The sequence below is a fragment of the Rubricoccus marinus genome, from assembly GCF_002257665.1.
GTDB classification, from domain to species: Bacteria; Bacteroidota; Rhodothermia; order Rhodothermales; family Rubricoccaceae; genus Rubricoccus; species Rubricoccus marinus.
Window position 1 is genome coordinate 1,645,391 of sequence record NZ_MQWB01000001.1, and the last position, 20,532, is coordinate 1,665,922.

At 68.1% G+C, this 20,532-nt stretch carries 18 protein-coding genes; 6 read left to right on the top strand and 12 right to left on the bottom strand.

The features are described 5' to 3' along the window. Window positions 1-65: 65 nt before the first annotated feature. Window positions 66-1,856 (bottom strand): ABC transporter ATP-binding protein, encoded by a 1,791-nt coding sequence (locus tag BSZ36_RS06815; protein ID WP_094547239.1) that lies wholly within the window; start codon window positions 1,854-1,856, stop codon window positions 66-68. A 103-nt stretch (window positions 1,857-1,959) separates the two neighbouring features. Here BSZ36_RS06815 and BSZ36_RS06820 point away from each other — a divergent pair, with 103 nt between their 5' ends. Continuing rightward, on the top strand, window positions 1,960-2,556 hold the full coding sequence (locus BSZ36_RS06820; protein ID WP_179271061.1) for a septal ring lytic transglycosylase RlpA family protein: 597 nt from the start codon (window positions 1,960-1,962) through the stop codon (window positions 2,554-2,556). Window positions 2,557-2,577: 21 nt separating this feature from the next. Here the strand turns inward: BSZ36_RS06820 and BSZ36_RS18865 are convergent, their stop codons facing one another. After that, complete coding sequence (locus tag BSZ36_RS18865; RefSeq protein ID WP_179271062.1) at window positions 2,578-4,089, bottom strand: hybrid sensor histidine kinase/response regulator; 1,512 nt, start codon at window positions 4,087-4,089, stop codon at window positions 2,578-2,580. Between the two features lie 220 nt (window positions 4,090-4,309). Between BSZ36_RS18865 and BSZ36_RS06835 the strand changes: the two genes are divergently transcribed. Together BSZ36_RS06835 and BSZ36_RS06840 are read left to right on the top strand one after the other, a co-directional pair. Next, window positions 4,310-5,698, top strand: a complete 1,389-nt coding sequence (locus tag BSZ36_RS06835; RefSeq protein ID WP_094547245.1) for a pyridoxal-phosphate dependent enzyme — start codon at window positions 4,310-4,312, stop codon at window positions 5,696-5,698. Window positions 5,699-5,826: 128 nt separating this feature from the next. Continuing rightward, entirely contained in the window at window positions 5,827-7,596 is a 1,770-nt protein-coding gene (locus BSZ36_RS06840; protein WP_179271063.1) for a serine/threonine protein kinase, read from the top strand. Between the two features lie 40 nt (window positions 7,597-7,636). On the opposite strand, the gene BSZ36_RS06845 is transcribed toward BSZ36_RS06840, so the two are convergent. The 7 genes from BSZ36_RS06845 to groES form a co-directional block, all read right to left on the bottom strand. Continuing rightward, complete coding sequence (locus BSZ36_RS06845; RefSeq protein ID WP_094547249.1) at window positions 7,637-8,809, bottom strand: cation:proton antiporter; 1,173 nt, start codon at window positions 8,807-8,809, stop codon at window positions 7,637-7,639. Continuing rightward, window positions 8,810-9,262, bottom strand: coding sequence for a hypothetical protein (locus BSZ36_RS06850; protein WP_094547251.1), 453 nt, complete (start codon window positions 9,260-9,262; stop codon window positions 8,810-8,812). A 50-nt stretch (window positions 9,263-9,312) separates the two neighbouring features. Then, window positions 9,313-11,841, bottom strand: a complete 2,529-nt coding sequence (locus BSZ36_RS06855; RefSeq protein ID WP_094547253.1) for an FHA domain-containing protein — start codon at window positions 11,839-11,841, stop codon at window positions 9,313-9,315. Window positions 11,842-11,843: 2 nt separating this feature from the next. Further along, window positions 11,844-12,284, bottom strand: coding sequence for an FHA domain-containing protein (locus BSZ36_RS06860; protein WP_094547255.1), 441 nt, complete (start codon window positions 12,282-12,284; stop codon window positions 11,844-11,846). Beyond that, the gene (locus tag BSZ36_RS06865; protein WP_094547257.1) at window positions 12,284-13,012 is read right to left on the bottom strand and encodes a PP2C family protein-serine/threonine phosphatase; all 729 of its coding nucleotides are present in this window, start codon (window positions 13,010-13,012) and stop codon (window positions 12,284-12,286) included. The genes BSZ36_RS06860 and BSZ36_RS06865 overlap by 1 nt, the downstream gene beginning before the upstream one ends. A gap of 215 nt (window positions 13,013-13,227) precedes the next feature. Next, the gene (gene groL, locus BSZ36_RS06870) at window positions 13,228-14,871 is read right to left on the bottom strand and encodes a chaperonin GroEL (RefSeq protein WP_094547259.1); all 1,644 of its coding nucleotides are present in this window, start codon (window positions 14,869-14,871) and stop codon (window positions 13,228-13,230) included. Window positions 14,872-14,981: 110 nt separating this feature from the next. Further along, the gene (groES, locus tag BSZ36_RS06875; RefSeq protein WP_094547261.1) at window positions 14,982-15,272 is read right to left on the bottom strand and encodes a co-chaperone GroES; all 291 of its coding nucleotides are present in this window, start codon (window positions 15,270-15,272) and stop codon (window positions 14,982-14,984) included. Between the two features lie 222 nt (window positions 15,273-15,494). Here groES and BSZ36_RS06880 point away from each other — a divergent pair, with 222 nt between their 5' ends. Next, window positions 15,495-16,019, top strand: a complete 525-nt coding sequence (locus BSZ36_RS06880; protein ID WP_094547263.1) for a DUF2085 domain-containing protein — start codon at window positions 15,495-15,497, stop codon at window positions 16,017-16,019. Window positions 16,020-16,021: 2 nt separating this feature from the next. Then, window positions 16,022-16,528, top strand: coding sequence for a DUF4199 family protein (locus BSZ36_RS06885; protein WP_094547266.1), 507 nt, complete (start codon window positions 16,022-16,024; stop codon window positions 16,526-16,528). A gap of 51 nt (window positions 16,529-16,579) precedes the next feature. On the opposite strand, the gene BSZ36_RS06890 is transcribed toward BSZ36_RS06885, so the two are convergent. From BSZ36_RS06890 to BSZ36_RS06900, 3 genes are read right to left on the bottom strand one after another with little or no spacing between them, the layout of a single operon-like run. Beyond that, on the bottom strand, window positions 16,580-17,221 hold the full coding sequence (locus tag BSZ36_RS06890) for a hypothetical protein (protein WP_094547268.1): 642 nt from the start codon (window positions 17,219-17,221) through the stop codon (window positions 16,580-16,582). A 52-nt stretch (window positions 17,222-17,273) separates the two neighbouring features. Then, on the bottom strand, window positions 17,274-18,464 hold the full coding sequence (mutY, locus tag BSZ36_RS06895) for an A/G-specific adenine glycosylase (protein ID WP_218827595.1): 1,191 nt from the start codon (window positions 18,462-18,464) through the stop codon (window positions 17,274-17,276). After that, window positions 18,461-18,820 (bottom strand): hypothetical protein, encoded by a 360-nt coding sequence (locus tag BSZ36_RS06900; protein ID WP_094547269.1) that lies wholly within the window; start codon window positions 18,818-18,820, stop codon window positions 18,461-18,463. The genes mutY and BSZ36_RS06900 overlap by 4 nt, the downstream gene beginning before the upstream one ends. A 133-nt stretch (window positions 18,821-18,953) precedes the next feature. Here BSZ36_RS06900 and BSZ36_RS06905 point away from each other — a divergent pair, with 133 nt between their 5' ends. Continuing rightward, window positions 18,954-20,531 carry a POTRA domain-containing protein gene (locus BSZ36_RS06905; protein ID WP_179271064.1) on the top strand — a complete coding sequence of 526 codons (1,578 nt, stop codon included), beginning with the start codon at window positions 18,954-18,956 and terminating at the stop codon, window positions 20,529-20,531. Window position 20,532: the final 1 nt, after the last annotated feature.

Sequence of the window (20,532 nt, forward strand, 5' to 3'; positions counted from 1 at the left end):
CCAACGGGCAGCCTTCGCCGCGGTTCACCGCCAGAGGCCTCTGGCGCGTTCGGCGTGCCTTCTCCCTACGCCAGAGGCACCGCGTCGTTGAACTGCAAGGCCGCGAGGCGGGCGTACAGGCCGCCTCTGGCGACGAGGTCGTCGTGCGTGCCTTCGTCGATGATCTGGCCCGCATCCATGACGAGAATGCGGTCGGCGTCGCGAACGGTGGCGAGGCGGTGCGCAATGACGAACGTGGTGCGGCCTTCCATGAGACGCGCGAGCGCTTCCTGAACGGCGGCCTCGCTTTCGGCGTCCAGCGCGCTCGTGGCTTCGTCTAGGAGCAGGATGGGCGGGTCCTTGAGAAGTGCGCGAGCGATCGCTACGCGCTGCCGCTGGCCGCCAGAAAGCTTGACCCCGCGCTCGCCGACCTCGGTCTGGTAGCCCTGGGCGGCTTCCACGATGAACTCGTGCGCGTTGGCGGCGCGAGCGGCGCGTTCGATCTCGTCGTCGGTCGCGTCGAGCCGTCCATAGCGGATGTTCTGTGCGAGGGAGACACCGAACAACTCGATGTCCTGCGCGACGAGGGAAACCGCCTCACGCACGCTGTCCACGGTCGCCTCGCGGAGATCCACGCCGTCGATCTGGATGCTGCCCTTGTCGGGGTCGTAAAACCTCGGGATCAGGTTGAGCAGCGTCGTCTTGCCCGCGCCGCTCGGGCCGACGAGGGCGATCGTCTCGCCAGGCTTGACGTGCAGGCTCACGCCGTCCAGCACAGGTCTGCCGTCGTCGTAGCTGAACCGCACGTCCTCGAAGGCGACCTCGCCACGCACGGGCTCCGCCAGAGGCCGGGCGCCCGGGGCGTCGGCGATCTCGGGGGCCATGTCCAGCAACTCGAACAAACGCTCGCTGGCGCCAGCGGCGCTGTTCAGCGAAGCGTAAAGCCGGCTCGCGCCGCTGACGGTCCGCGCGATGTTGAGGGCGTAGACGATAAACGCGACGAGGTCGCCCGCGCTGAGCCGGTCTGCCAGCACCTCCCGGCCGCCGAACCAGAAAATGACAACGAGGGCCACGAAGAACATGAACCCGACGCCGCCCCAAAACGCCGCCACCACGACGGCGCGCTTCCGTGCGGTCTCGAACAGGCTTTCCACCGCTGTACCGTAGCGCGAGGTCTCGAACCGCTCGCGCGCAAACGCCTTCACGACACGGATCGCGGCGATGGCCTCTTCCGCGATCGCCGTGGTGTCCGCGAGCTTGTCTTGGATCTCGCGCGAGAGCTTGCGCACCACCTGCCCGAAGTACCGCGTCCCGATCGCCATGATGGGGACCGTGACGAGAATGACGAGCGTCAGGCGCCAGTTGAGGACCACCATCAGCACGAGTGAGCCGATGAGCGTGAGGGAAAGCGTCAGCGCCGACGCGAGGTCGTCCGTGGCCGTTTTCTGGACGCTCGATACGTCGTTCGTCAGTCGGCTCGTGATCTCGCCGGTCCGCGTAGTCGAGAAGTAGCGGAGCCCGAGGCGGTGCAAGTGGTCGTACACCCGCCGCCGCAGGTCCGTCACCACGCGTTCACCGGTCCACTCCATGAAGTAGCGCCCGAAAGAGCCCACGAGCGCCTGGATTGCGAACAGCCCCAAAAGCCCTAACGAGAGGCGGTCCAGCAGGCCCGCGTTCTTCTCCGTGAACACCGCGTCGATCAACTCCTTGAGGCCCAGCGGCACGATCAGCCCGATCGCCGTCGACACCAGCGTTAGACCTATAGCGAGAATCAGGCGAGCGCGATACGGGCGTGCAAACGCGAGAATGCGCCGCAGCGTCGTCAGGAGGGGCACGGTGGCGCGTGACTTGGCCTCTGGCGAATTCGGAATGCTCATGGGCGCCCCTACGAGAGAGGTGGGGCGGGGTTCTCCCTTCGCGGCATCTCAGCCCGCGACCTCCATTTGGTGCAACCTGAACGGCGACGTACACTTGCGGTCTATGAGCGACTCCCACCCGCCCCCGTCCCCGCAGCGCAGCGCGTTTGGGCGTTCCGCCAGAGGCCTGGCCGCCGCTCTCGTTGTGGCCATCACGAGCGTGGGCCTCTGGCCGCAGCCGAGCCCGGCGCCCGTCCCGCCGCGTGTCAAGAAGGTGAAGCGCTTGGCCGCCCCCAAGGCCACGCGGCCTCTGGCGACACCGCTGCCGAGCGCGCCGGAGCCTATCGCAGCACCTGCGCCTGTGGCGCCTGAGGTAGCGCAAGAGGCGGCTCCAGCGTCGGGCGTAGAAGAGGGCGAGGTCATCGGAACCGGCAGGGCGAGCTACTACGGCCAGGAACTCGCGGGCAACCGCACCGCCAGCGGCGAGCGCTTTGATCCCAGCGAACTCACGGCGGCCCACCGCACGCTCCCCCTCGGTTCGCGCGTGCGTGTGACCAATGAACGGACCGGCGCGAGCGTGATCGTGCGCGTCAACGACCGCGGCCCGTTTGCCGACGACCGCGTGCTCGACGTCTCCGAGAGCGCGGCGCGCGAGATCGGCATGATCCGCCGGGGCACAGCGCGCGTCCGGATGGAACTGCTCCCGCGCCGCCGCGGATAGGGCGCCTCTGGCGCCAGAGGCCTAAAGGCTCGCCGCGTGCGCTTCGACCACGCGGCGCACCACGTCGTCCAGGTTGGACGCCTCGAACGGCTTCCGCACGACGGCCGCGATGTGGTCGCTGTCGGCGTCGGGGTCCGTGTCTCCGGTAAGGAGCACGACAGGCAACGCCGGGTGCCTCTCGCGTACGTGAGCCGCCAACTCGCGCCCGCTCATCTCCGGCATGGACAGGTCGGTAACGACGCAGTCGTAGGCGCCAGAGGCCAGTGCCTCTAGCGCGGCAATGCCGCCGTGGACGGCCTCGATGGCGTGGCCGCGAAGGCTGAGCAAGCGCGACGTGATGGTGCGGACCATCGGCTCGTCGTCCACGATCAGCAGGCGAAGCGAAGTCGTGGGCATCGGGGGCTGCGTGGCCATGCGGACCTTTGGGGCGGGGCGGTCTGGGATCGGGGCCTCTGGCGCGAACGGGAGAACGAGGCGGAAAACCGACCCATTCCCTGGCGTGCTCTCTACTTCGATGCGTCCTCCGTGCTCTTGCATGATTCCCTGGGCGACGGCGAGGCCCATCCCTGTGCCGTTGCTGCCCTTCGTGGTGTACAGCGGTTCAAAAATGCGCCTCAAGACTCGCGGGGGCATCCCCACGCCCGAGTCCCCGACTTCCACGACAGCGGCGTTGCGGTGCGGGTCGCGGATCGTCGTGAGCGAGATGGAGCCGCCTGCGGGCATGGCCTGCACGGCGTTCAACACGAGGTTGACGAGCACCTCGCGAAGCTCGGTCGAGTAGCCCTGAATAGGGGGGACCGGCGCGAGGTCCGCGTCTAGCTCGATGGCGATCCCCTGGCGCCGGGGCTCATTGTACCAGTACGGCCGCGTCAACGTGACCACTTCGCCGACCAGCGAGGCCAAATCCACGGTCTCGAAGCGCTCGCGCTTCTCGTGGCGGAGGTACGCTTGGATTTTCTTGACGAGGGCCGCGCCGTCCTTTGCCGCTCGCGTAAGAGAGCGGAGCGAGTCCAGCGCGGAGCTGGGCAAGTCGCCTAGTTCGTTGCGCAGGAGTTCGGCGTGACCCAGAACGGTCGTGAGCAGGTTGTTGAAGTCGTGGGCGACGCCCATCGTCATCTGGCCCACAACTTCCATCCGCCGGCGCCGCGTTTGCTCCTGAGCCCAGGAAACAGGCTCACGCAAAATCTCCCCCGAGATCAGCACTGGGTAGCGGCCCACCGAGGTCCCCGGCAACCGGACGGGGTGGAAGTTGAGCAAGACCGGCGTCGGCAGGTCCGCGCCAGGCAACGGCTCTACGAGGAAAACCTGCTGCGAGACCATCTGGCCTCTGGCGGCCTCCGTGATGTAGTTCGCCGCGAACCGCGCGTCTTTTGCGGGCAGGCGTGCCCAGAGCCCGTCCATCCCAAACAGCTGGCGCCACGCCTCATTGGCGTCGAGGCAGTCGCAGGTCGCCGTAACCGTCGCCGTAACGAGGTCTGCGGCAATAAGCGGTAAGGGCGCGGCCGAGGCCGTGGCAGGGGTGGCAACCTCCATGCGTGTGGTGGGAACGCGGTGTAGGATACCACGTCCTGGGGGAACGCCTGAGGGGTATCGGCGGGCCCCACGAAATCTTTCGCCAGAGGCGCAGATTTTGGCAGGCGAGTTCGCGCCTGGCCTCTGGCGCAAGGCCGCCCGTACGGGGTTTTCGCTTGACGGCGACGGCTGAGCCGGGCACCTTCGGCCTCGCATTCTGACCTCCGCCTCTCCAACTCCTATGTGGCACGACAGCATTCTTGACACCATCGGCAACACGCCACTCGTGCGCCTCAACGCGCTCGCCAGCGACCTGCCGTGCACCGTTCTCGCGAAGGTGGAGTTTTTCAACCCGGGCGCGAGTGTCAAGGACCGAATCGGTCTCGCGATGGTGGACGACGCCGAGCGCAAGGGGCTCCTCAAACCCGGCGGGACGATCATCGAGGGCACGAGCGGCAACACCGGCTTCGGCCTCGCGCTTGTCGCCATCGCCAGAGGCTACTCGTGCATCTTCACCACCACGGACAAGCAGAGCCAGGCGAAGATCGACTCGCTTCGCGCGCTCGGCGCCGAGGTCATCGTGTGCCCGACGGCCGTCGCGCCAGAGGACCCGCGCTCGTACTACTCCGTTGCGAAGCGGCTAAGCGAGGAGATCCCCAACTCGTTCTACCCCAACCAGTACGACCACCCCGCCAACGCGCAAGCGCACTACGACTCGACGGGCCCCGAACTGTGGGAGCAGACCGAGGGCCGCATCACGCACTTTATCGCGGGCGCCGGGACAGGCGGCACGATTTCGGGCACGACGCGCTACCTGAAGGAGCAGAACCCGGCGGTCAAGAGCATCGGCGTGGACCCCTACGGCTCGGTGTACTACAAGTATTTCCACTCCGGCGGCGAGTTCGACGAGGCGGAGATCTTCCCGTACCTCACCGAAGGCGTGGGCGAGGACATCCTGGCGGGCAACATGGACTTCTCTCTGCTGGACGACTACGTGCGGGTCACGGACAAGGAGGCGATGCAGATGACGCGGCGCCTGGCGAAAGAGGAGGGCTTGTTCGTGGGGCAGTCCTGCGGCATGGCCATGGCGGGCGCGCTGGACTGGATGCGCGACCACGCCGGCGAGCTGACGCCAGAGGACGTGGTTGTGGTGCTCCTGCCGGATAACGGCTTCCGCTATCTCGCGAAAACGTTCAACGACGACTGGATGCGCCAGCACGGCTTCCTGGAAGCACCACGCGCGCTGACGGCGGGCGACGTGCTGGTCTCGCGCCCCGGCGGCGTTTTCTCGGTCTCACCCCAGGCCACGCTCGCCGATGCGGTGGAGGTCATGAACGAGCACGGCATCAGCCAGCTTCCGGTCTACGACGGCGAAACGCTTGTCGGGAGCCTGAACGAGCGCGGCATCCTCGCGCGACTCGTCGCGGACCCCGAAGCGCGCCAGGAGCGCGTCGAGGCGGTCATGGGAGAGCCCTTCCCCGTTGTGGAGGCCGACGTGAGCGTGGCCGGTCTATCGGCGCACCTGGAAAACGGTATGGGCGCCGTGCTGGTGCGCGCGACCACCTCTGGCGAGGCGCACATCCTCACGCGCTCCGACCTGATCGCCGCGCTGGCTCAGCAGACGAGCTGAGCCTCTGGCGCTAGAGGTTTATGTCGTCCCCCGCCAGAGGCCTCTGGCGGGGGATCTTTGTCTGTGGGGGCTCGGGCGAGCCGGAATCGGGTCGGAATCCGTTTCTTAAAGCGTTGCCCCTCCTGAGCATGGACACCGTCTTTCAAGAATCTGGCCCCCGCACGTCCCTGGCCCTCCCGCCCCGGACGATCCTGAACGACGCCTACGAGATCGGTCGCGTCCTTGGTAAAGGCGGCTTCGGCATTACGTACGCAGCGCTGGACACGCACCTCCAGGTGCCGGTCGCGATCAAGGAGTTCCTTCCGGCGCAGGTGGCGGGGCGCGGGACGGACCGCTCGACGGTGCAGCCGCACGGCGGCAACGAGAGCGACGTGTTCGAGCACGGGCTGAGCGCGTTTCTCGCCGAGGCGCAGACGCTCGCGCAGTTCAATCACCCGAACATCGTGCAGGTGCGGGCCTTTTTCCGGCAGAACGGGACGGGCTACCTGGTGATGCCGTTTTACGAGGGCAAAACGCTCGACGCTGTCCTTAACGACCACGAAGGGCCGATGCCGTGCTCCGAAGCGCTCGCTCTTGTCGAGCCGGTCATGAACGGTCTGGAGGCGGTCCACGCGCGGAACATCCTCCACCGCGATATCAAGCCGCAGAACGTCTACCTCACCGACTCCGGCGAGACCATCCTGCTGGACTTCGGCGCGGCACGGATCGCGTTCGGACAAGAAAGCCAGAGCCTCTCGGCCGTTCTCACACCGGGCTACGCGCCGTTCGAGCAGTACTCGCGCCGCGGCCACCAGGGCCCGTGGACCGACGTGTACGCCACCGCGGCCATGCTCTACCGCATGGTCACCGGCGACAAGCCGCCAGAGGCCACCGACCGCCTTGCCGGGGAGCCTCTGGCGCCGATCCACCTCAAAAACCCCTCGGCCACGCCCTCCTTCGCCAACGCCGTTTCGACGGCGCTCGCGACGATGCCCAAAGACCGTCCGCAGACCATCGCGGATTTCCGCGCGCAACTCGCCGGAGCGGGCGAGACCGTGGTGATCCAGGATGAGACGATCGTCGCCGACGAGACGATTGTGGACGACCACACCATCCTGGACCGATCCGCCTCTGGCGGAGGATCTCGCCAGAGGCCCGAGACCGTTCTCGTCCTCCGCGCAGCCGAGGCGTGCCGCTACAAGCTGGACGGCGGCGAGATCATGACGCTTGCGAAAGGGGAGGAGCGGGTGGTCCCCGTCACCCCTGGCGAGCACGCGATTGCCGCGGCTTTCGGCGACGAGCGTCACCGGACCTCGATGCGCGTCGCCAGAGGCGAACGGCGCGTGGTGCCGCTGGCGGCGCCGAGCGGGGGGCGAAAGACGCGAGGTGCCGCGCGAGGAAAAGCGGCTTGCCGGCCTGTGGCCAAAAGCGGCCGCGGATGGGTCTGGTTTTTGGGAGGAGCCGCCGCGCTGTTCGGTCTGCTGATCCTGGTCGCCGTTGTGGATGCGTTGGGCGACGCGGACCCCACAGCCCCCGGAGGCACCGCGGTTGAAGCCATTGCCTCTGGCGAGGCGCTCCAGTTCGCTGGCCTGGGCCAGGCGACGACAACGAGCGGGTTCCTCGGCGCGGGAGACGGGACGCTGCCCACGGGCGAGTTCGCGGACCTGTACACGGTCGAAGCCGTCGAGGCCAACTACCTATACGCCGAGCTGACTTCCGCCGACTTCGACACGTTTCTCATTCTGAACGGCCCCGACGGGAGCAGCATCATCCAGAACGACGACTTCAACGGCGATACGTCGGTTTCGTACTTCGATGTCGAACTGCCCACGCCCGGCGTGTACCAGCTCTTCGTCACGAGCCACCTGCCTGGGGAGGCCGGCTCGTACACGCTTACCGTGACGCCAGACCAGCTCTAGCGCCAGCGGCTCACACACCAGCGGCCCACGCACCAGCGGCTCACGCGCCAGAGGCCTCTGGCGAGGCGGGAGCGATCCAACCCTGGCCCCATTGGAGGAGGATCGGGACCGGGAGCGTCGCTGCGAACGTGGTGATCACGAGGGCGGTAAACAGGTCGGCAGTGATGACGCCGCCTGCCAGCGCTGCGCCCGCGAGGATCACGTCGATGCCGCCGCGGCCGTTCATGCCCATGCCGAGCACGGCCCCCTCGCGCCACGACGCCCGCGTCGGCAACAGGCCGATCACGCCCGCGAGGATCTTGCCACCCACGCCCGCTGCCACGATGGCGACGACCAACACGGGCTCCCGCACGATCACACCGAGGTCTGCTGCGAACCCCGCGGCGAAAAAGAACACTGGCGTCAGCACCCCGAGGCCAACATCTCGGACTGAACGCGCCGCCGGCTCGAACTGCTCGTCGAGCACCTCTGGCGTAATGAACAGGCCCGCGAGGAACGCCCCCGGCACGAACGTCAGTCCCGCCGCGCCGGACGCGGCGCCAAACCCGACCGCCACCAGCACGGCAAACGAAGCGCCGCCCGGCGCGCGCAAGAGGCCGATCCGCGCGAGGAACGCGCCCAGACGTGGCAGCACCCACAGCCCCGCAATGGCAGCGCCCAGGAGAAAGCCCGCGGCTTTGAGCACGACCGTCGCCAGAGGCTCCCCGCCGCCGCCCACCGCGCCGTTGACCACCGCAAACGTGACGAGCACCAGGATGACCTCCAGCAGCGACACGCACAGCAACCGTTGTCCTAAGCCCGATCCCAGCATGTCGAGATCGAGGAGCACGCGCGAGACCGTCGCGAGCGCCGTCACGCTCAGGATGACACCGACCATGAGCCCGGCCTCTGGCGTTCCGCCGAGCACGGTCACGACGAAGTAGCCCAGGGCCATCGGAAGGGCGAGGCCTGCGAGAGCCGGGAGCAGCGCGCTTGCGGCGTGACGAGCGATGTCGCGCGGGTCTGCGCGAATCCCGGCCAGGAGCATCAGGAGCACCACGCCCAGGGTCGCGAGAACCGTCAGCGCCTCGCTCGGACCGACCCAGCCCAGAACGGGCGGCCCGAAGACGACGCCAGCGGCCAATTCGCCGAGAACGGGTGGATAGCCCGCCCGTCCCGCGAGGGCGCCCGCGAGCCACGCTAGAAGAAGGACGAGCGCGAGGTCGGCCAGCATCTACTCGCGCGTGGCCGGGTGCCGGCCCAACTGGCCGCCGCGGAACCGCCACTGCGGAAAGAGGATGCGCATCGGGCCCTGCGTCATCAAGAACGTCGCGATCCAGACCGCGCTGTAGTGAACCCAGAACATCCAGGCCGGAAGCGACTCCGGGACGCCGGGAACGAGGTCGGTCTTGATCAGGAGGAAGAGGAACACGCCCTCGATGATCCCCGCGAACAGTTGATAGGCCGGCGGCCAGTCGCTGTCCCACCGCCGGTGTTGAACGACGTTGTACAGCGCGTCCCAGCCGATCCCGAGAACGCCCACCCAGAACAGGACGACGAACGGCGTCACGAACCCATCGAACACGATCGTTTCAAACCATGACCCGAAGAAAACGGAGAGCAGCACGCCTACCGTCAGGAGAAGCCAGATACGGGTTTGCCAGCGGCCGAGAAGAGTGGGAGTCATAGCGGGGGCGCCTCTTGCGGCGGACACACGGCGCCTCTGGCGCCAGAGGCTCAGGCGTGTTGACGGGGGCGAGCGCGCCGGGGCGACGGCGTGGAGGGGGAGCGGCGCCCGTCTGGGGACTGGCCTCGCGCCCAGCGCACCCACTGCCCGAACGAGCGCGTTGAGTTGAGGTGGCGGAGGCGCGGCGCGCGGAGGCGCTCCAGCGCGTCGATGGAGCGCTGGGCGGAATACTGGAGCCCGAGAAAGCTGTCCACAGGCGCGTACGGGCCGCCAAGGGTCGCGACGCCAGCGGCGTACATCCGGCCCCCGCTTCGCTCGCCTCTGGCGCCAGAGGCCGTGTTCCGCATCCCGCGGATCTCGAAGTCCGGCGCCACGTCCAGACGGCCCTGCACGTTGCGGCCCAGTCCATGGTGCTCCACCAAGTCGCGCAAGAGGGGATGGCTGTCGATCGTGGAGACCAGGCCCGTGCAGTCCAGGATGAAGTCGGCGTCGAGCTGCGCTTCGTCGCGGATCGTTTTCTGCCCGACGACGACCGTGCGGACCTTCCCGTCTGCCGTGGGCTCAACGTGGTCCACGACGCCCTCGCGGATCTGGTACCAGCCCTCATCGAGGCCTTGGACCACCATGTCACGCCAGTCCTCGCGGTCGGCAGTTGTTGTCCCGCCCCATGCCTTGAGCAGTTCGGCCCGCTCGGCCGTCCCGGATTCCTCCAGCAGGAACCGGAGATCTCCGCCCCAACACGCCTTGGGCCAGTTAAAGGGTTGGAACTCCCAGTTGTTGGCCGTCTCACGACGCGCGCCTCGGTAGCTGTTGCCTCTGGCGACGATGGAACGTGTGAGGTGCAGGACGTTGATCTTGACCTTCTTGTCGCGCCGTAGCTCCCAGAGCGTCTGGATGATACGAGAGGCCACGATGCCCCAACCGCGCAGGACTACGGTGCCCCCGTCTCGCGCGAGCTTCTGATAGACCTGCTCGTGCTCCTCGTAGGCGTTGACCACGCGCTTCGTATCGCCGGTCTCTTGCCGGTACGTCTGCAGGTCCGGCAGCAGCCGGATGCCGGGGTAGCCCACGGCGACGTGGACGTATCGCGCGAGGGCGTACCGCTCGCGGTTCGGGTCATTCGTCGGGACGGTATACGCGATGGCGTAGCGCCCGTCGTCGGTTTTGCGGATGGCGCGAACGCGGGCCGGGTAGCGCATTTCGTCCCACCCGATCCGCTCCGCCTCCACGTCGATGGAGGCGAACACGTCGCCAGAGCGCGGGGTGTAGGTCGTCGCGAAGGTGGGCTCGTTGAAGATCTTCCAGACGGCTCGTCCGGCGGTCGTGAGGTCGCCTTTGAACGTCTCTTTCCACGCCTCGCGAACGGCGTAGCCAGGCCAGCCCCAGATGCAGTCCGGGCACGAGCCGGAGTCCGAGCGCAGGCGTTCATGGTCCGGGATCTGCGACTGGATGCACAGCCGCTCGTACCGGCTGTGCGGCTTCTCCTCCAGACCCAGGACCGCGATCTGCCCTCTGGCGACGCCGCCGATGCGGAGCATGTCCACCCACACAAAGCTTCCCAAGCCCCCGCCGACGGCGACGTAGTCGGCCTCGAGGATCGGGCGCCCGTCGCGCGTGATCGCGTCGACCGAGACCGTCGGGGCGTCGAACAACGGTGGCGGGAAGTCCCGCGCGATGATGAGCGGCTCCTCGTCGAACACGATCGACGCCTCCTCATCAAACGAGGTCTCCTCGCGAGGGTCTCCCTCGTCGCCAGAGGCCCGGGCCTCTGGCGCTGGGGAGCGAAGAGATGGAGGAACCGTTTGCTCGGGAGACGACTCGGGTGGCGGCGTCAGCGAAGGCGGCGCGACTTCGTCCGCCACGACGGGCTGCGCGCGCTCCGAACCGCCATCGGGCTCGGCTGCGACGCCCTCCAGCGACAGGCGAAGCACGTACGGACGGATCTCGATCTCGCCAGAGGCGCCCAGGTCCACCCGGTCGATCCGCTCTGTTTCGCCAGATCGGTAGGTGCCGTTGGACGATCCTTCGTCCTGGACGACAATGGCGAAGTCTCCGGCGCCGGCTTGCAAGTGAACCGTCGCGTGGCGGCGGCTGACGCGGCCGTCTTCGAGCTGGATCTCGGCGTCGTCCCGCGACCCGATCGCCGCTGGCGGGCGGACACGCGCCTCGCCGGTCGCACCGTTCTCCACGTTTCGCCATGCCACCACAATGTGCGGACGGGCAGCTACAACGGGTTGTGCAGCGATGCGAACCGTCGCGTTCGGGTCCACGCGCACGGTTTCGACGCTCGCGGCCTCTGGCGCCAGAGGCGCGGCGATAAACGAGACGTGGCCCAGGCGGAAGCGGCCAGAACTGTCCAAGGACTCGCTCTCGATCCGAGCGTCGCCGACGAACGTGCCGTTCGCGCTGTTCAGGTCCGTAAGCGTCAACACGCCAGAGGCTTCGCTGAGCTCTGCGTGGCGGCGCGAGAGCTGCGGGTCGCTGATCTCGAGGTCGCCCTCTCGGCCGATGACGACCGGCACGCTGCCCGTCCATTCGCCGTCGCCTTCGGGGCCGGTCCAGGTAATCGTTACGGTCATGCTCACTCTTGGATAAAGACGGTTTCGGCACTCGCCAGCGCGAAGCCGCAGTGGACGCACATCCCTTCCGGCGCGTAGTCCTGCACGCGGTTGCAGTTGTGGCACCTCAGCTTTCGAGGGCCCGCCGTCGCTCTATGGTAGACGGCCTCGATCTCCGACGCGCCGATCCGAATTCGGTCCGTCGCCGCTAGCCGCGCGGTTTCTCCCTGACGAAGCTTTCCCGCGTGAGAGTCCACCCGCGCGCCGTTTTGGCCGATCACGCGGATGCTCGGAGCGCCGCCGTCCCAGATAATCTCCGCGTGGCGGCGGTGAACCGTCCGGTCGTCTGCTGGGAGCGACACGTCGCAGGCCGGGTCGCGCCCGATCACGGCCGATTGCCCTTGCGCGAAGGCGCGCTCGTGGTGGTGTGAACGGTGGCTCCAGCGGAGGGTGAGCGTTTGCATCAGGTCGCCCAGGTGGCGAGAGCGGAGTAGTTGTCGTGGCGCCCGTCTGCGCGGGCCGTGAGGCGTGCCTCCATGGCCGAAAGCCACGCCTCTGGCGACGAGGCTGCCGCGAGATCGGCTTCCATCTCCTCCTCCTCGACGAGCTCCCAGAACCCATCGGAGCACAGGAGGAGGGCGTCGCCGGACTGGACGCCAGAGGCCTCGGCGATGGTGGCGCGCGGCGCGCTGTTGCCGCCGACGGCCTGGAGCAGCCGGTTGCGGTCCGGGTGCCCGCGCACGTCCGCCGGGCCGATCTCGCCCGCTTCCACGAGAGCCTGAGGAACGCTGTGGTCCGTGGTGCGCCCGGCGATGCGGCCCTCACGGAAGTGGTAAAGGCGTGAGTCCCCGACGTGCCCCCACCGTACCTGCTGGCCTCTGGCGACGGCGACGACCAGCGTGGTGCGCATCGAGTCCAGCGACGGCGACCCTTCCTGCAACGTGCGGACAACCGATTGCGCGCGGTTGATGCACCGCTGAACGGTCTCGGCGTCGGTCCCCGGCCGGTTCTCGAACGCGGTCAGCGCGCCTTCTACGGCGGCTTCGCTCGCCACCTCGCCAGAGGCGTGGCCGCCGAGGCCGTCTGCCAATACCCAGCACGTCGCCCCGTCCGCTTCGCGCCACCCCGCGCAGTCCTGGTTGGTGGCGCGGCCTCCAGCGTGGGAGAGCGGGGGAGCGGTCTGGAAGGGCATCGGCGTCGCGAGGGCTCGCACGAGGATAGCGAGCACGTTGGGATTTCCTCTGCCCTCTCCATCGTGGAAGCGCTCGGAAGCGGCTCACGCGCCAGCGGTTTTTCTCGCTCTGGCGCCAGAGGCAGCACAAAAAACGGGCGGCCCTCCGAAGAGAGCCGCCCGAATCGGCCTCTTGCGAGGCCGTGGCGCGAGCGCCAGAGGCTAAAAGCCTGAGCTTAGAAGCCCATGCCGCCGCCCATGCCACCCATGTCGGGGGCACCGCCCATCGGCATCGCTGCCTCGGGCTCAGGCTTGTCGCTGATAACAGCCTCGGTCGTGAGCAGGAGGCCTGCAACCGACGCGGCGTTCTCGAGAGCCGTGCGCGTGACCTTGGTCGGGTCCACGACGCCCATCTCCAGGAGGTCACCGTAGGCCTCGGTGCGAGCGTTGAAGCCGTAGGCTCCGCTGCCCTCCTTGACCTTGTTCACAACCACGGAGCCTTCGAGGCCCGCGTTGTTCACGATCGTGCGGAGCGGCTGCTCCAGCGCGCGGCGGATGATCTCCACGCCGATCTGCTGATCCTCGTTGTCGACCTCGCAGCTATCGAGAGCGGGGAGCGCGCGGACGAGCGCGACACCACCACCGGGGACGATGCCTTCCTCGACGGCCGCACGGGTCGCGTGGAGTGCGTCCTCGACGCGGGCCTTCTTCTCCTTCATCTCGGGCTCCGTGGAGGCACCGATCTTGATGACGGCGACGCCGCCGGACAGCTTCGCGAGGCGCTCCTGGAGCTTCTCACGGTCGTAGTCCGAGGTCGTGGTCTCCATCTGAGCCTTGATCTGATTGATCCGGGCCGTGATGCCGTCCTGTGCGCCGGCACCGTCCACGAGGGTCGTGTTGTCCTTCGTGATGACGACGCGCTTGGCGCGGCCGAGCGTGTCCAGCGTCGCGTTCTCCAGCTTGTAGCCCATCTCCTCGGAGAGGAGCTCGCCACCGGTGAGCGTCGCGATGTCGCCGAGCATAGCCTTGCGGCGGTCGCCGAAGCCAGGGGCCTTAACGGCGGCCACGCGGAGCGTGCCACGGAGCTTGTTGACCACGAGCGTTGCGAGGGCCTCGCCGTCGATGTCCTCTGCGATGAGCAGCAGGGGAGCGCCGGTCTGCGCGACCTTCTCCAGCACGGGAAGGAGATCCTTCATCGCGCTGATCTTCTTGTCGTGGATGAGCACGAGCGCGTCCTCGAGGACGACCTCCATGTTCTCTGGGTCCGTCACGAAGTACGGCGACAGGTAGCCGCGGTCGAACTGCATGCCGTCGACGGTGTCGAGCGTCGTCTCGGTGCCCTTGGCCTCCTCGACGGTGATGACGCCGTCCTGACCGACCTTGTCCATCGCGTCAGCGATGAGGTCGCCGATCTCCTGGTCGTTGTTGGCGGAGATCATGCCGACGTTGGCGATCTCAGCCTTGCCGCCCACGTCGCGGGACTGCTCGCGGAGGTTGGCGACGATGGTCGTCACGGCCTTGTCGATGCCGCGCTTGATGTCCATCGAGTTGGCGCCGCTCATGACGGACCGGAGGCCCTGGTTCATGATGGCCTGCGCGAGGACCGTGGCGGTCGTCGTGCCGTCACCGGCAACGTCGGAGGTCTTAGAGGCGACCTCCTTGACCATCTGCGCGCCGACGTTGGCGACTTTGTCTTCGAGCTCGATCTCCTTGGCGACGGTGACACCATCCTTGGTGACGGTCGGAGCTCCGAACTTCTTCTCGATGATGACGTTGCGGCCCTTAGGACCGAGCGTCACCTTGACGGCGTTGGCGAGGGCGTCGACGCCCGCTTTGAGCGTGTCGCGTGCCTCGACGTCGAAGTGAATCTGCTTAGGCATTGTAGTGGGTTGGGTTCAGTAATCGGGAGCCGCTGGCGGCGGTCGCGCGGGGACGGGCGCGGCGCCAGAGGCCGGGGCGTCTCGCAAGAGGCACGGGGCCTCTGGCGGGACTAGTCGTTGACGATGCCGAGGATGTCGGACTCGCGCATGATGAGGACGTCCTCACCGTCGAGCTGGATCTCCGTCCCGGCGTACTTGCCGTAGAGAACGGTGTCGCCCTCCTGCACGGTCATGTCGATCTTGGTGCCGTTCTCGACCTTGCCGGGTCCGAAGGCGATGACCGTGCCGCGCTGCGGCTTCTCCTTGGCGGAGTCGGGGATGTAGAGACCGCTGGCGGTCTGCGTCTCGGCTTCCTGAGCCTTGACGACCACGCGGTCGGCGAGCGGCTTGATGCTGGCCATGATGGGAATGGGATGGGGTGTGTCAGAAGGTTTAGCACTCTCGGGTGCTGAGTGCTAAAGGTACACGCGCCTTCCCCGACTAGCGATCCACGAGGGCCGCGAAGCGTGTGTTAAGCCTTGGCTGAGCAACCGAACCCTGAGCGTCGCTTCTTGCCTGTCCAGCAAGTCCTCGGCCGCCGACGCGACATGCATCTAATGTGAAGGCTCTCCGTAGCTTCTCGCATGACACCTCGCGCCGACATCCGATTGCCCCCGACCCTCGCATGGGGGATCGGGTCAATTCTGGCGGTGCTTTTCCTGGGGCTGGCGTTCCTGCCTCCGCTCGTGGACGGCTTCGCCAGAGGCGCGTTGATGCACGGGTTCTCGTTCGTGTGCCATCAACTGCCGGAGCGGTCGGCCTCCATCGGCGGAGCGCCTCTGGCGTTGTGCCACCGGTGCACCGGCATCTTTGCCGGGTTCACGCTCGGGCTCGTCGTTGGGCCTCTGGCGGTCCCCTCGTTCGTCCAGGGCGTGAAGCGCGTGTTCTCGCGCGTGTCCCCCAAGCACCGCGCGCTGGCCGTGTTGCTCGCCGCTGGCGTTCCGACGCTTGTCGACTGGATGCTCGGCGCCAGCGGCCTGTGGATGAACACGCCCGTCTCTCGAACAGTGACCGGCCTATTCCTCGGGCTCGTCGCGGGTCTGCTCGTCGCCAGAGGCTTGCTGGAGCAGCGGGCCGTGGTCATGTCTTCCTCACCCACCCTCACGTAGTTATGCCATCTAAGAATCAGTCCATCATCATCGGTGTCGCCGTCGGCGTCGTCCTCGGGATCATCTTTGCCTTCCTGGCTTCCTCTGGCGGTCAGGCCGGTCAGATCATCGGCGGGTGCGGAGCGTGCCTGGTCGCGCTTCTCGCGCCAATGGCGGCCGTCTGGCACTACACCAACACCTACAACCTGACGATCCCAGCCGGGCAAGGCGCTGGGCTTGGCGCCATCGTTGGGGCGGTCAGCTCCTTGATTGGCGGGCTGATCCAGCAGCTGCTGATCCGCGTCGGCGTGTTCCCCGATCCCATCGTGGCTGCCCGTGAGCAGCTAGAGGCGCAGGGAATGGACGCGGCGCAGATCGAGCAGGCGCTAGGATTCGCTCAGACGATGAGCAACCCGGTGATCGGCCTCGTGGTGGGCCTCATCATCGGCGCCCTCGTTGGCGCGATTGGCGGTGCGATCGGCGCGTCCGTCTTTAAGAAGGGCGGCATGGTCGACGAGTTCGACGTGTAGCCTCTGGCGCCAGAGGCCGCAGCGGGCCGCTCGGGAGACCGGGCGGCCCGTTTAGCGTTTGTGCGGGCGCCGCGCTTTCCACGGTCCGCCAAAGATCTCCGAGAGCACGAGCGCGTCCTGCGCTTCCTTTGGATCGCGAAGCCGCTCGCGCCACTGGCCGGCGACCGAGAGGCGGCGGGGCAGCGGCCGTGCGCGGCCGTGCGCGCCGGCATCGAGGTGGCCGGGCGGGTGCTCGGTCACGTCGCGCCCTCGGGGAAGGCGCTCAAAGCGTTCTTCCGAGAACGGGCTGTCCAGGCCATAGCCGTGGACCTCGTGGGGCGTTTGGGCGGCGCTGGAGAAGTCGCGCTCGGCGCCAAACGATCCTTGCGCGTGGAATTCCTCGACGCGCGACGCGGGAATTCTGGACGCCGGGACCGTGGAGGAGGGGACCGGCTTGGCTTCCAGCGTGTCCGGAGACTCCAGGGGCTTCTCGACCTCTCGCGTCTCGACGGTCTCGCCAGCGGCCTCGCGCATGGCCTCGTCCATCTGGCGCATGAAGTCCTGGAACGGCGTCGCGCCACGCGTCTCGCCAGAGGCGACGGGCTCGGCGGTGCTCTGCCTTTGAGCCTTCGCCTTGTTCTTGCGCACCGCGTTCCACAGGTAGAACCCCGCGACGCCGAGGATCCAGATGAGTTCGAGGAGAGAGGAGTCCATGGGGCGGGCTGGCGTTTGAGGCCGAACGAAAAAGAGGCGAGCGGAGTTGCCGCTAGAACAGCGAAGGTTGCCGCGATGCCGCCTGGATGGCGTCCAGAATCTTTCGGTTGGCGCGAGGGAAGGCGAAATCGTCCAGTTGGTCGGGCCGCACCCACTGGACGGGCTCGCCGCTGGCGCTAACAGGCTCGCCAGAGGTACCGGCGGGCGGCGCCTCTGGCGAGAGCGTGCACCGGAAGGCGTGGAGCGTGACCGTGAAGTGCGAGTACGCGTGGTCCACGCGTGCGACCTCGGGGCCGACGTCCACGCTCAGGCTTAGCTCCTCCGCCACTTCGCGCGCGCAGGCCTCTGGCGCGGTTTCGCTGGGCTCCACCTTGCCGCCGGGGAACTCCCAGAGCCCGCCCAGCATGGCGTCCTCGGGACGTCGCTGGATAAGGAGGCGACCGTCGCCGTCGGTGATCAGGGCGACCGCGACGGTCTGGTGCGGGACGGGTTTGCGCTTGCTCACCACCGGGAACGCCTCGGGGTCTCCTCCAGCGCGCGCGGCGCACACGGTCGCCAGAGGGCAAACGGCGCAAGCGGGCGAGCGCGGCGTGCAGACCGTTGCGCCCAGTTCCATCACGGACTCGTTAAAGCGGGCAGGGCGCTCTCTGTCGAGCAGGCCCGTCGCGAGGTCTTGAAGCGCTTTGCGGGTGACGGGCGCACGCGAATCCTGCTCGACGGCGAACACGCGCGCGAGAACGCGGATCACGTTCCCGTCCAGCACCGCCAGAGGCTGACCGAACGCGAGTGAGAGGACCGCGGCGGCGGTGTACGGCCCGACGCCAGGGAGGGCGCGCACGGCGTCTTCGTCGGCTGGAAACGCGCCGCCGTGCTCGGCGACGATCTGCTGCGCCGCGCGGTGGAGGTTGCGGGCTCGCGAGTAATAGCCCAATCCTTCCCAGCGCTTGAGGACGGCGTCCTGATCCGCGCTCGCCAGGGCCTCTGGCGTGGGGAACGCTTCCATAAAGCGCTCGAAGTACGGAACGGCGGTGTCGACGCGGGTCTGCTGCAGCATCACCTCCGAGACCCACACGCGGTAGGGGTTGCGTACGCCTGTCTCGTCGGCCTCGCGCCACGGCATGGGACGCCGGTGCGCCTCGAACCACGCGCCGAGGGCATCGTGGAAGGCCGCAAGGTGGCGGTCGGTGACCTGCTCCAGCAGCGCGTTCGCCAGAGGCGTGTGCTTCGCCGCTCGTTTGGTCACGATGGTCGGATCTCGACCATCAGCACGAGCCGGTCCACGCCGGCGCCCTCAACGGTCCGCTCGATCTGCACCGGCAGCGTCCCTCGCTCGGACGGCGTCGTGCGCCAGAGGAAGGAGCGGTCTACGAGCCACGAAAGCGCCGGGGCGTCCAGCAGACGGTAGGTAGCGCTGCGCCCCTCGTGCAGAACTGGGAGCGCGACGATCAGAGGCGAGCCGGCTGTTACGGTGTACCGCAGCGTGTCCGCAACGGTAGGTTCGGCACCATCCGCGACGGCGGGCCGTTCTCCGGCCTGCGCATGTTGCGCGGCGAGGCCACCGGAAACGATGAGGACAGCGAGAGCAGCGAGGCGAAGCACGGCACGAGAGGGGGGACGCGCCAAGATACGGAGCGTCCTCGGTGCCCTCGCGTGGTTCGCGCTCGCGGCCTGCGCCGCCTCTGGCGCGAACGCTCAACCCCTCCCGGTCCTGGCCTCTGGCGACTCCCTCGGCGTGGCAGTAGACGCCCCAGATGCGCAAGACGTGCTCGCCCGCCAGGGGTACGCCTTTGCCCGCGTCGACTCCATCACGCCAGAGGCCATACACGTTACGCCGGGCCCGCGCGTGCTTGTCCGCTCGCTCGCGCTCATCGCGGATTCCATCTCGACGGATGGACTGCAGACTGGATGGGCCACCCGCGAGGGTGCGCCTCTTGCGCCAGAGGCGCTCGCCGCCGATCTCGAACGGCTCGCCGAGGCGCTGCGCTGGCGCGGCTACGCCGACGCGCGGATCGAGCCTCTGGCGGGGGTAGCGGGCACACCGCCGGGCTACGAGGTCACGATCCGCGTGCGCGAGGGGCGGCGAGAGCCCATCGGGCGCGTCGCTATTACAGGCGGCTCTCGCGTCACGGACCGGTTTGCGGCGCGAGCCTCTGGCGTCCGCCTCGGTGCGCCCTTGGACGGGATCACGCCAGAGGCCGTCCGGCGCTCGGTCCGGGCCTCTGGCGCGTTTGCGGCGGTAGGGCAGCCCACGCTCGCGCGCGACGCCGACGGGACGCTCGTGCTGCAGATCCCGGTTGAGAGCGGCCCGCCTGGACGTGCCGACGTGGTGCTAGGCTACTTGCCGCCAGCGGCGGGGCAATCGGGCCAAGTGGTCGGGAGCGGACGCGTGGAACTTCTCGGGCCGTTTGGCGGCGGACGCGCGCTGAGCCTGTCGCTGGACCGCAACCCGGGCCTCGCCTCGCGCTTCTCGGCCTCCGCGCGCGATCCCTTCGTGTTCGGTTTGCCTCTGGCGGCGGCCGTCGCGTTCGAAGGGGAGTCGCGCGATTCCACCTACAACCGCCAGAGGCTCCGTGGCGAGGTGGGCGCGCGGCTCGGCGCGAGCGTACGCGCGGCGTTAACGCTCGCCGGCGAGTCGGTGCAGCCGGGCCGGGCGGGCGCCAGGATTGGTCTGGACGGCCTGCCCCGCGTCCGCCGCTCCAGCGCCGGGTTCGTCGGCGTCGCGCTCCGGTATGACGATACCGACGCGCCTCTGGCGCCCCGCCGTGGACTCCAGATCGCGACGCTCGTGGAGCAGGGCGTCCGCACGCGCGGCGCCGCGCCAGAGGCCCCCACGCCGACGCGCTTTAGCCAGCAGCGCCTGGACGTGTCCGCACGCGGCTACCTGCCTCTTGCGGGCCGCCTCGTCGGCGCCGCGGGCGCCGACGCGCAACTGATTCTCAACGCCAGAGGCCTGGACTCTGGCGGCGGCTTGATCGGCGCCGATGAGGGCGAACTGATCCGGTATGGCGGGGCGACCTCATTGCGCGGCTACGATGAGGACGCGCTCTTGGGCGATGCCGTGGGGAGGCTTCTTGCAGAGGCCCGCTTCCTGCTGGGCGGTGACGCGTTCGCCTTCGCGTTCGGGGACCTCGGCGTTGTCCGCCGTCCGCCTCTGGCGGGCGAGCCCGGCGAGACGCGGGTTCTTCCCGGGTACGGTCTCGGCGCCCAACTCGACACTGGACTTGGACTCGTGCGCCTCACCTATGCGCTCAACCCGGATCTCCCCGCCGCCAGAGGCAAGGTCCACATTGGGTTGGGTGTGGGGCTGTAAT

What these genes read in the sequence shown, in the direction of transcription:
- BSZ36_RS06880 (WP_094547263.1), top strand. Translation starts at nt 15,495, where the DNA reads ATGACACCTCGCGCCGACATCCGATTGCCCCCGACCCTCGCATGGGGG.
- BSZ36_RS06815 (WP_094547239.1), bottom strand. Translation starts at nt 1,856, where the DNA reads ATGAGCATTCCGAATTCGCCAGAGGCCAAGTCACGCGCCACCGTGCCC.
- BSZ36_RS06860 (WP_094547255.1), bottom strand. Translation starts at nt 12,284, where the DNA reads ATGCAAACGCTCACCCTCCGCTGGAGCCACCGTTCACACCACCACGAG.
- BSZ36_RS06890 (WP_094547268.1), bottom strand. Translation starts at nt 17,221, where the DNA reads ATGGACTCCTCTCTCCTCGAACTCATCTGGATCCTCGGCGTCGCGGGG.
- BSZ36_RS06820 (WP_179271061.1), top strand. Translation starts at nt 1,960, where the DNA reads ATGAGCGACTCCCACCCGCCCCCGTCCCCGCAGCGCAGCGCGTTTGGG.
- BSZ36_RS06865 (WP_094547257.1), bottom strand. Translation starts at nt 13,012, where the DNA reads ATGCCCTTCCAGACCGCTCCCCCGCTCTCCCACGCTGGAGGCCGCGCC.
- BSZ36_RS06835 (WP_094547245.1), top strand. Translation starts at nt 4,310, where the DNA reads ATGTGGCACGACAGCATTCTTGACACCATCGGCAACACGCCACTCGTG.
- BSZ36_RS06840 (WP_179271063.1), top strand. Translation starts at nt 5,827, where the DNA reads ATGGACACCGTCTTTCAAGAATCTGGCCCCCGCACGTCCCTGGCCCTC.
- BSZ36_RS06855 (WP_094547253.1), bottom strand. Translation starts at nt 11,841, where the DNA reads ATGACCGTAACGATTACCTGGACCGGCCCCGAAGGCGACGGCGAATGG.
- BSZ36_RS06845 (WP_094547249.1), bottom strand. Translation starts at nt 8,809, where the DNA reads ATGCTGGCCGACCTCGCGCTCGTCCTTCTTCTAGCGTGGCTCGCGGGC.
- BSZ36_RS18865 (WP_179271062.1), bottom strand. Translation starts at nt 4,089, where the DNA reads ATGGAGGTTGCCACCCCTGCCACGGCCTCGGCCGCGCCCTTACCGCTT.
- groES (WP_094547261.1), bottom strand. Translation starts at nt 15,272, where the DNA reads ATGGCCAGCATCAAGCCGCTCGCCGACCGCGTGGTCGTCAAGGCTCAG.
- BSZ36_RS06850 (WP_094547251.1), bottom strand. Translation starts at nt 9,262, where the DNA reads ATGACTCCCACTCTTCTCGGCCGCTGGCAAACCCGTATCTGGCTTCTC.
- groL (WP_094547259.1), bottom strand. Translation starts at nt 14,871, where the DNA reads ATGCCTAAGCAGATTCACTTCGACGTCGAGGCACGCGACACGCTCAAA.
- BSZ36_RS06885 (WP_094547266.1), top strand. Translation starts at nt 16,022, where the DNA reads ATGCCATCTAAGAATCAGTCCATCATCATCGGTGTCGCCGTCGGCGTC.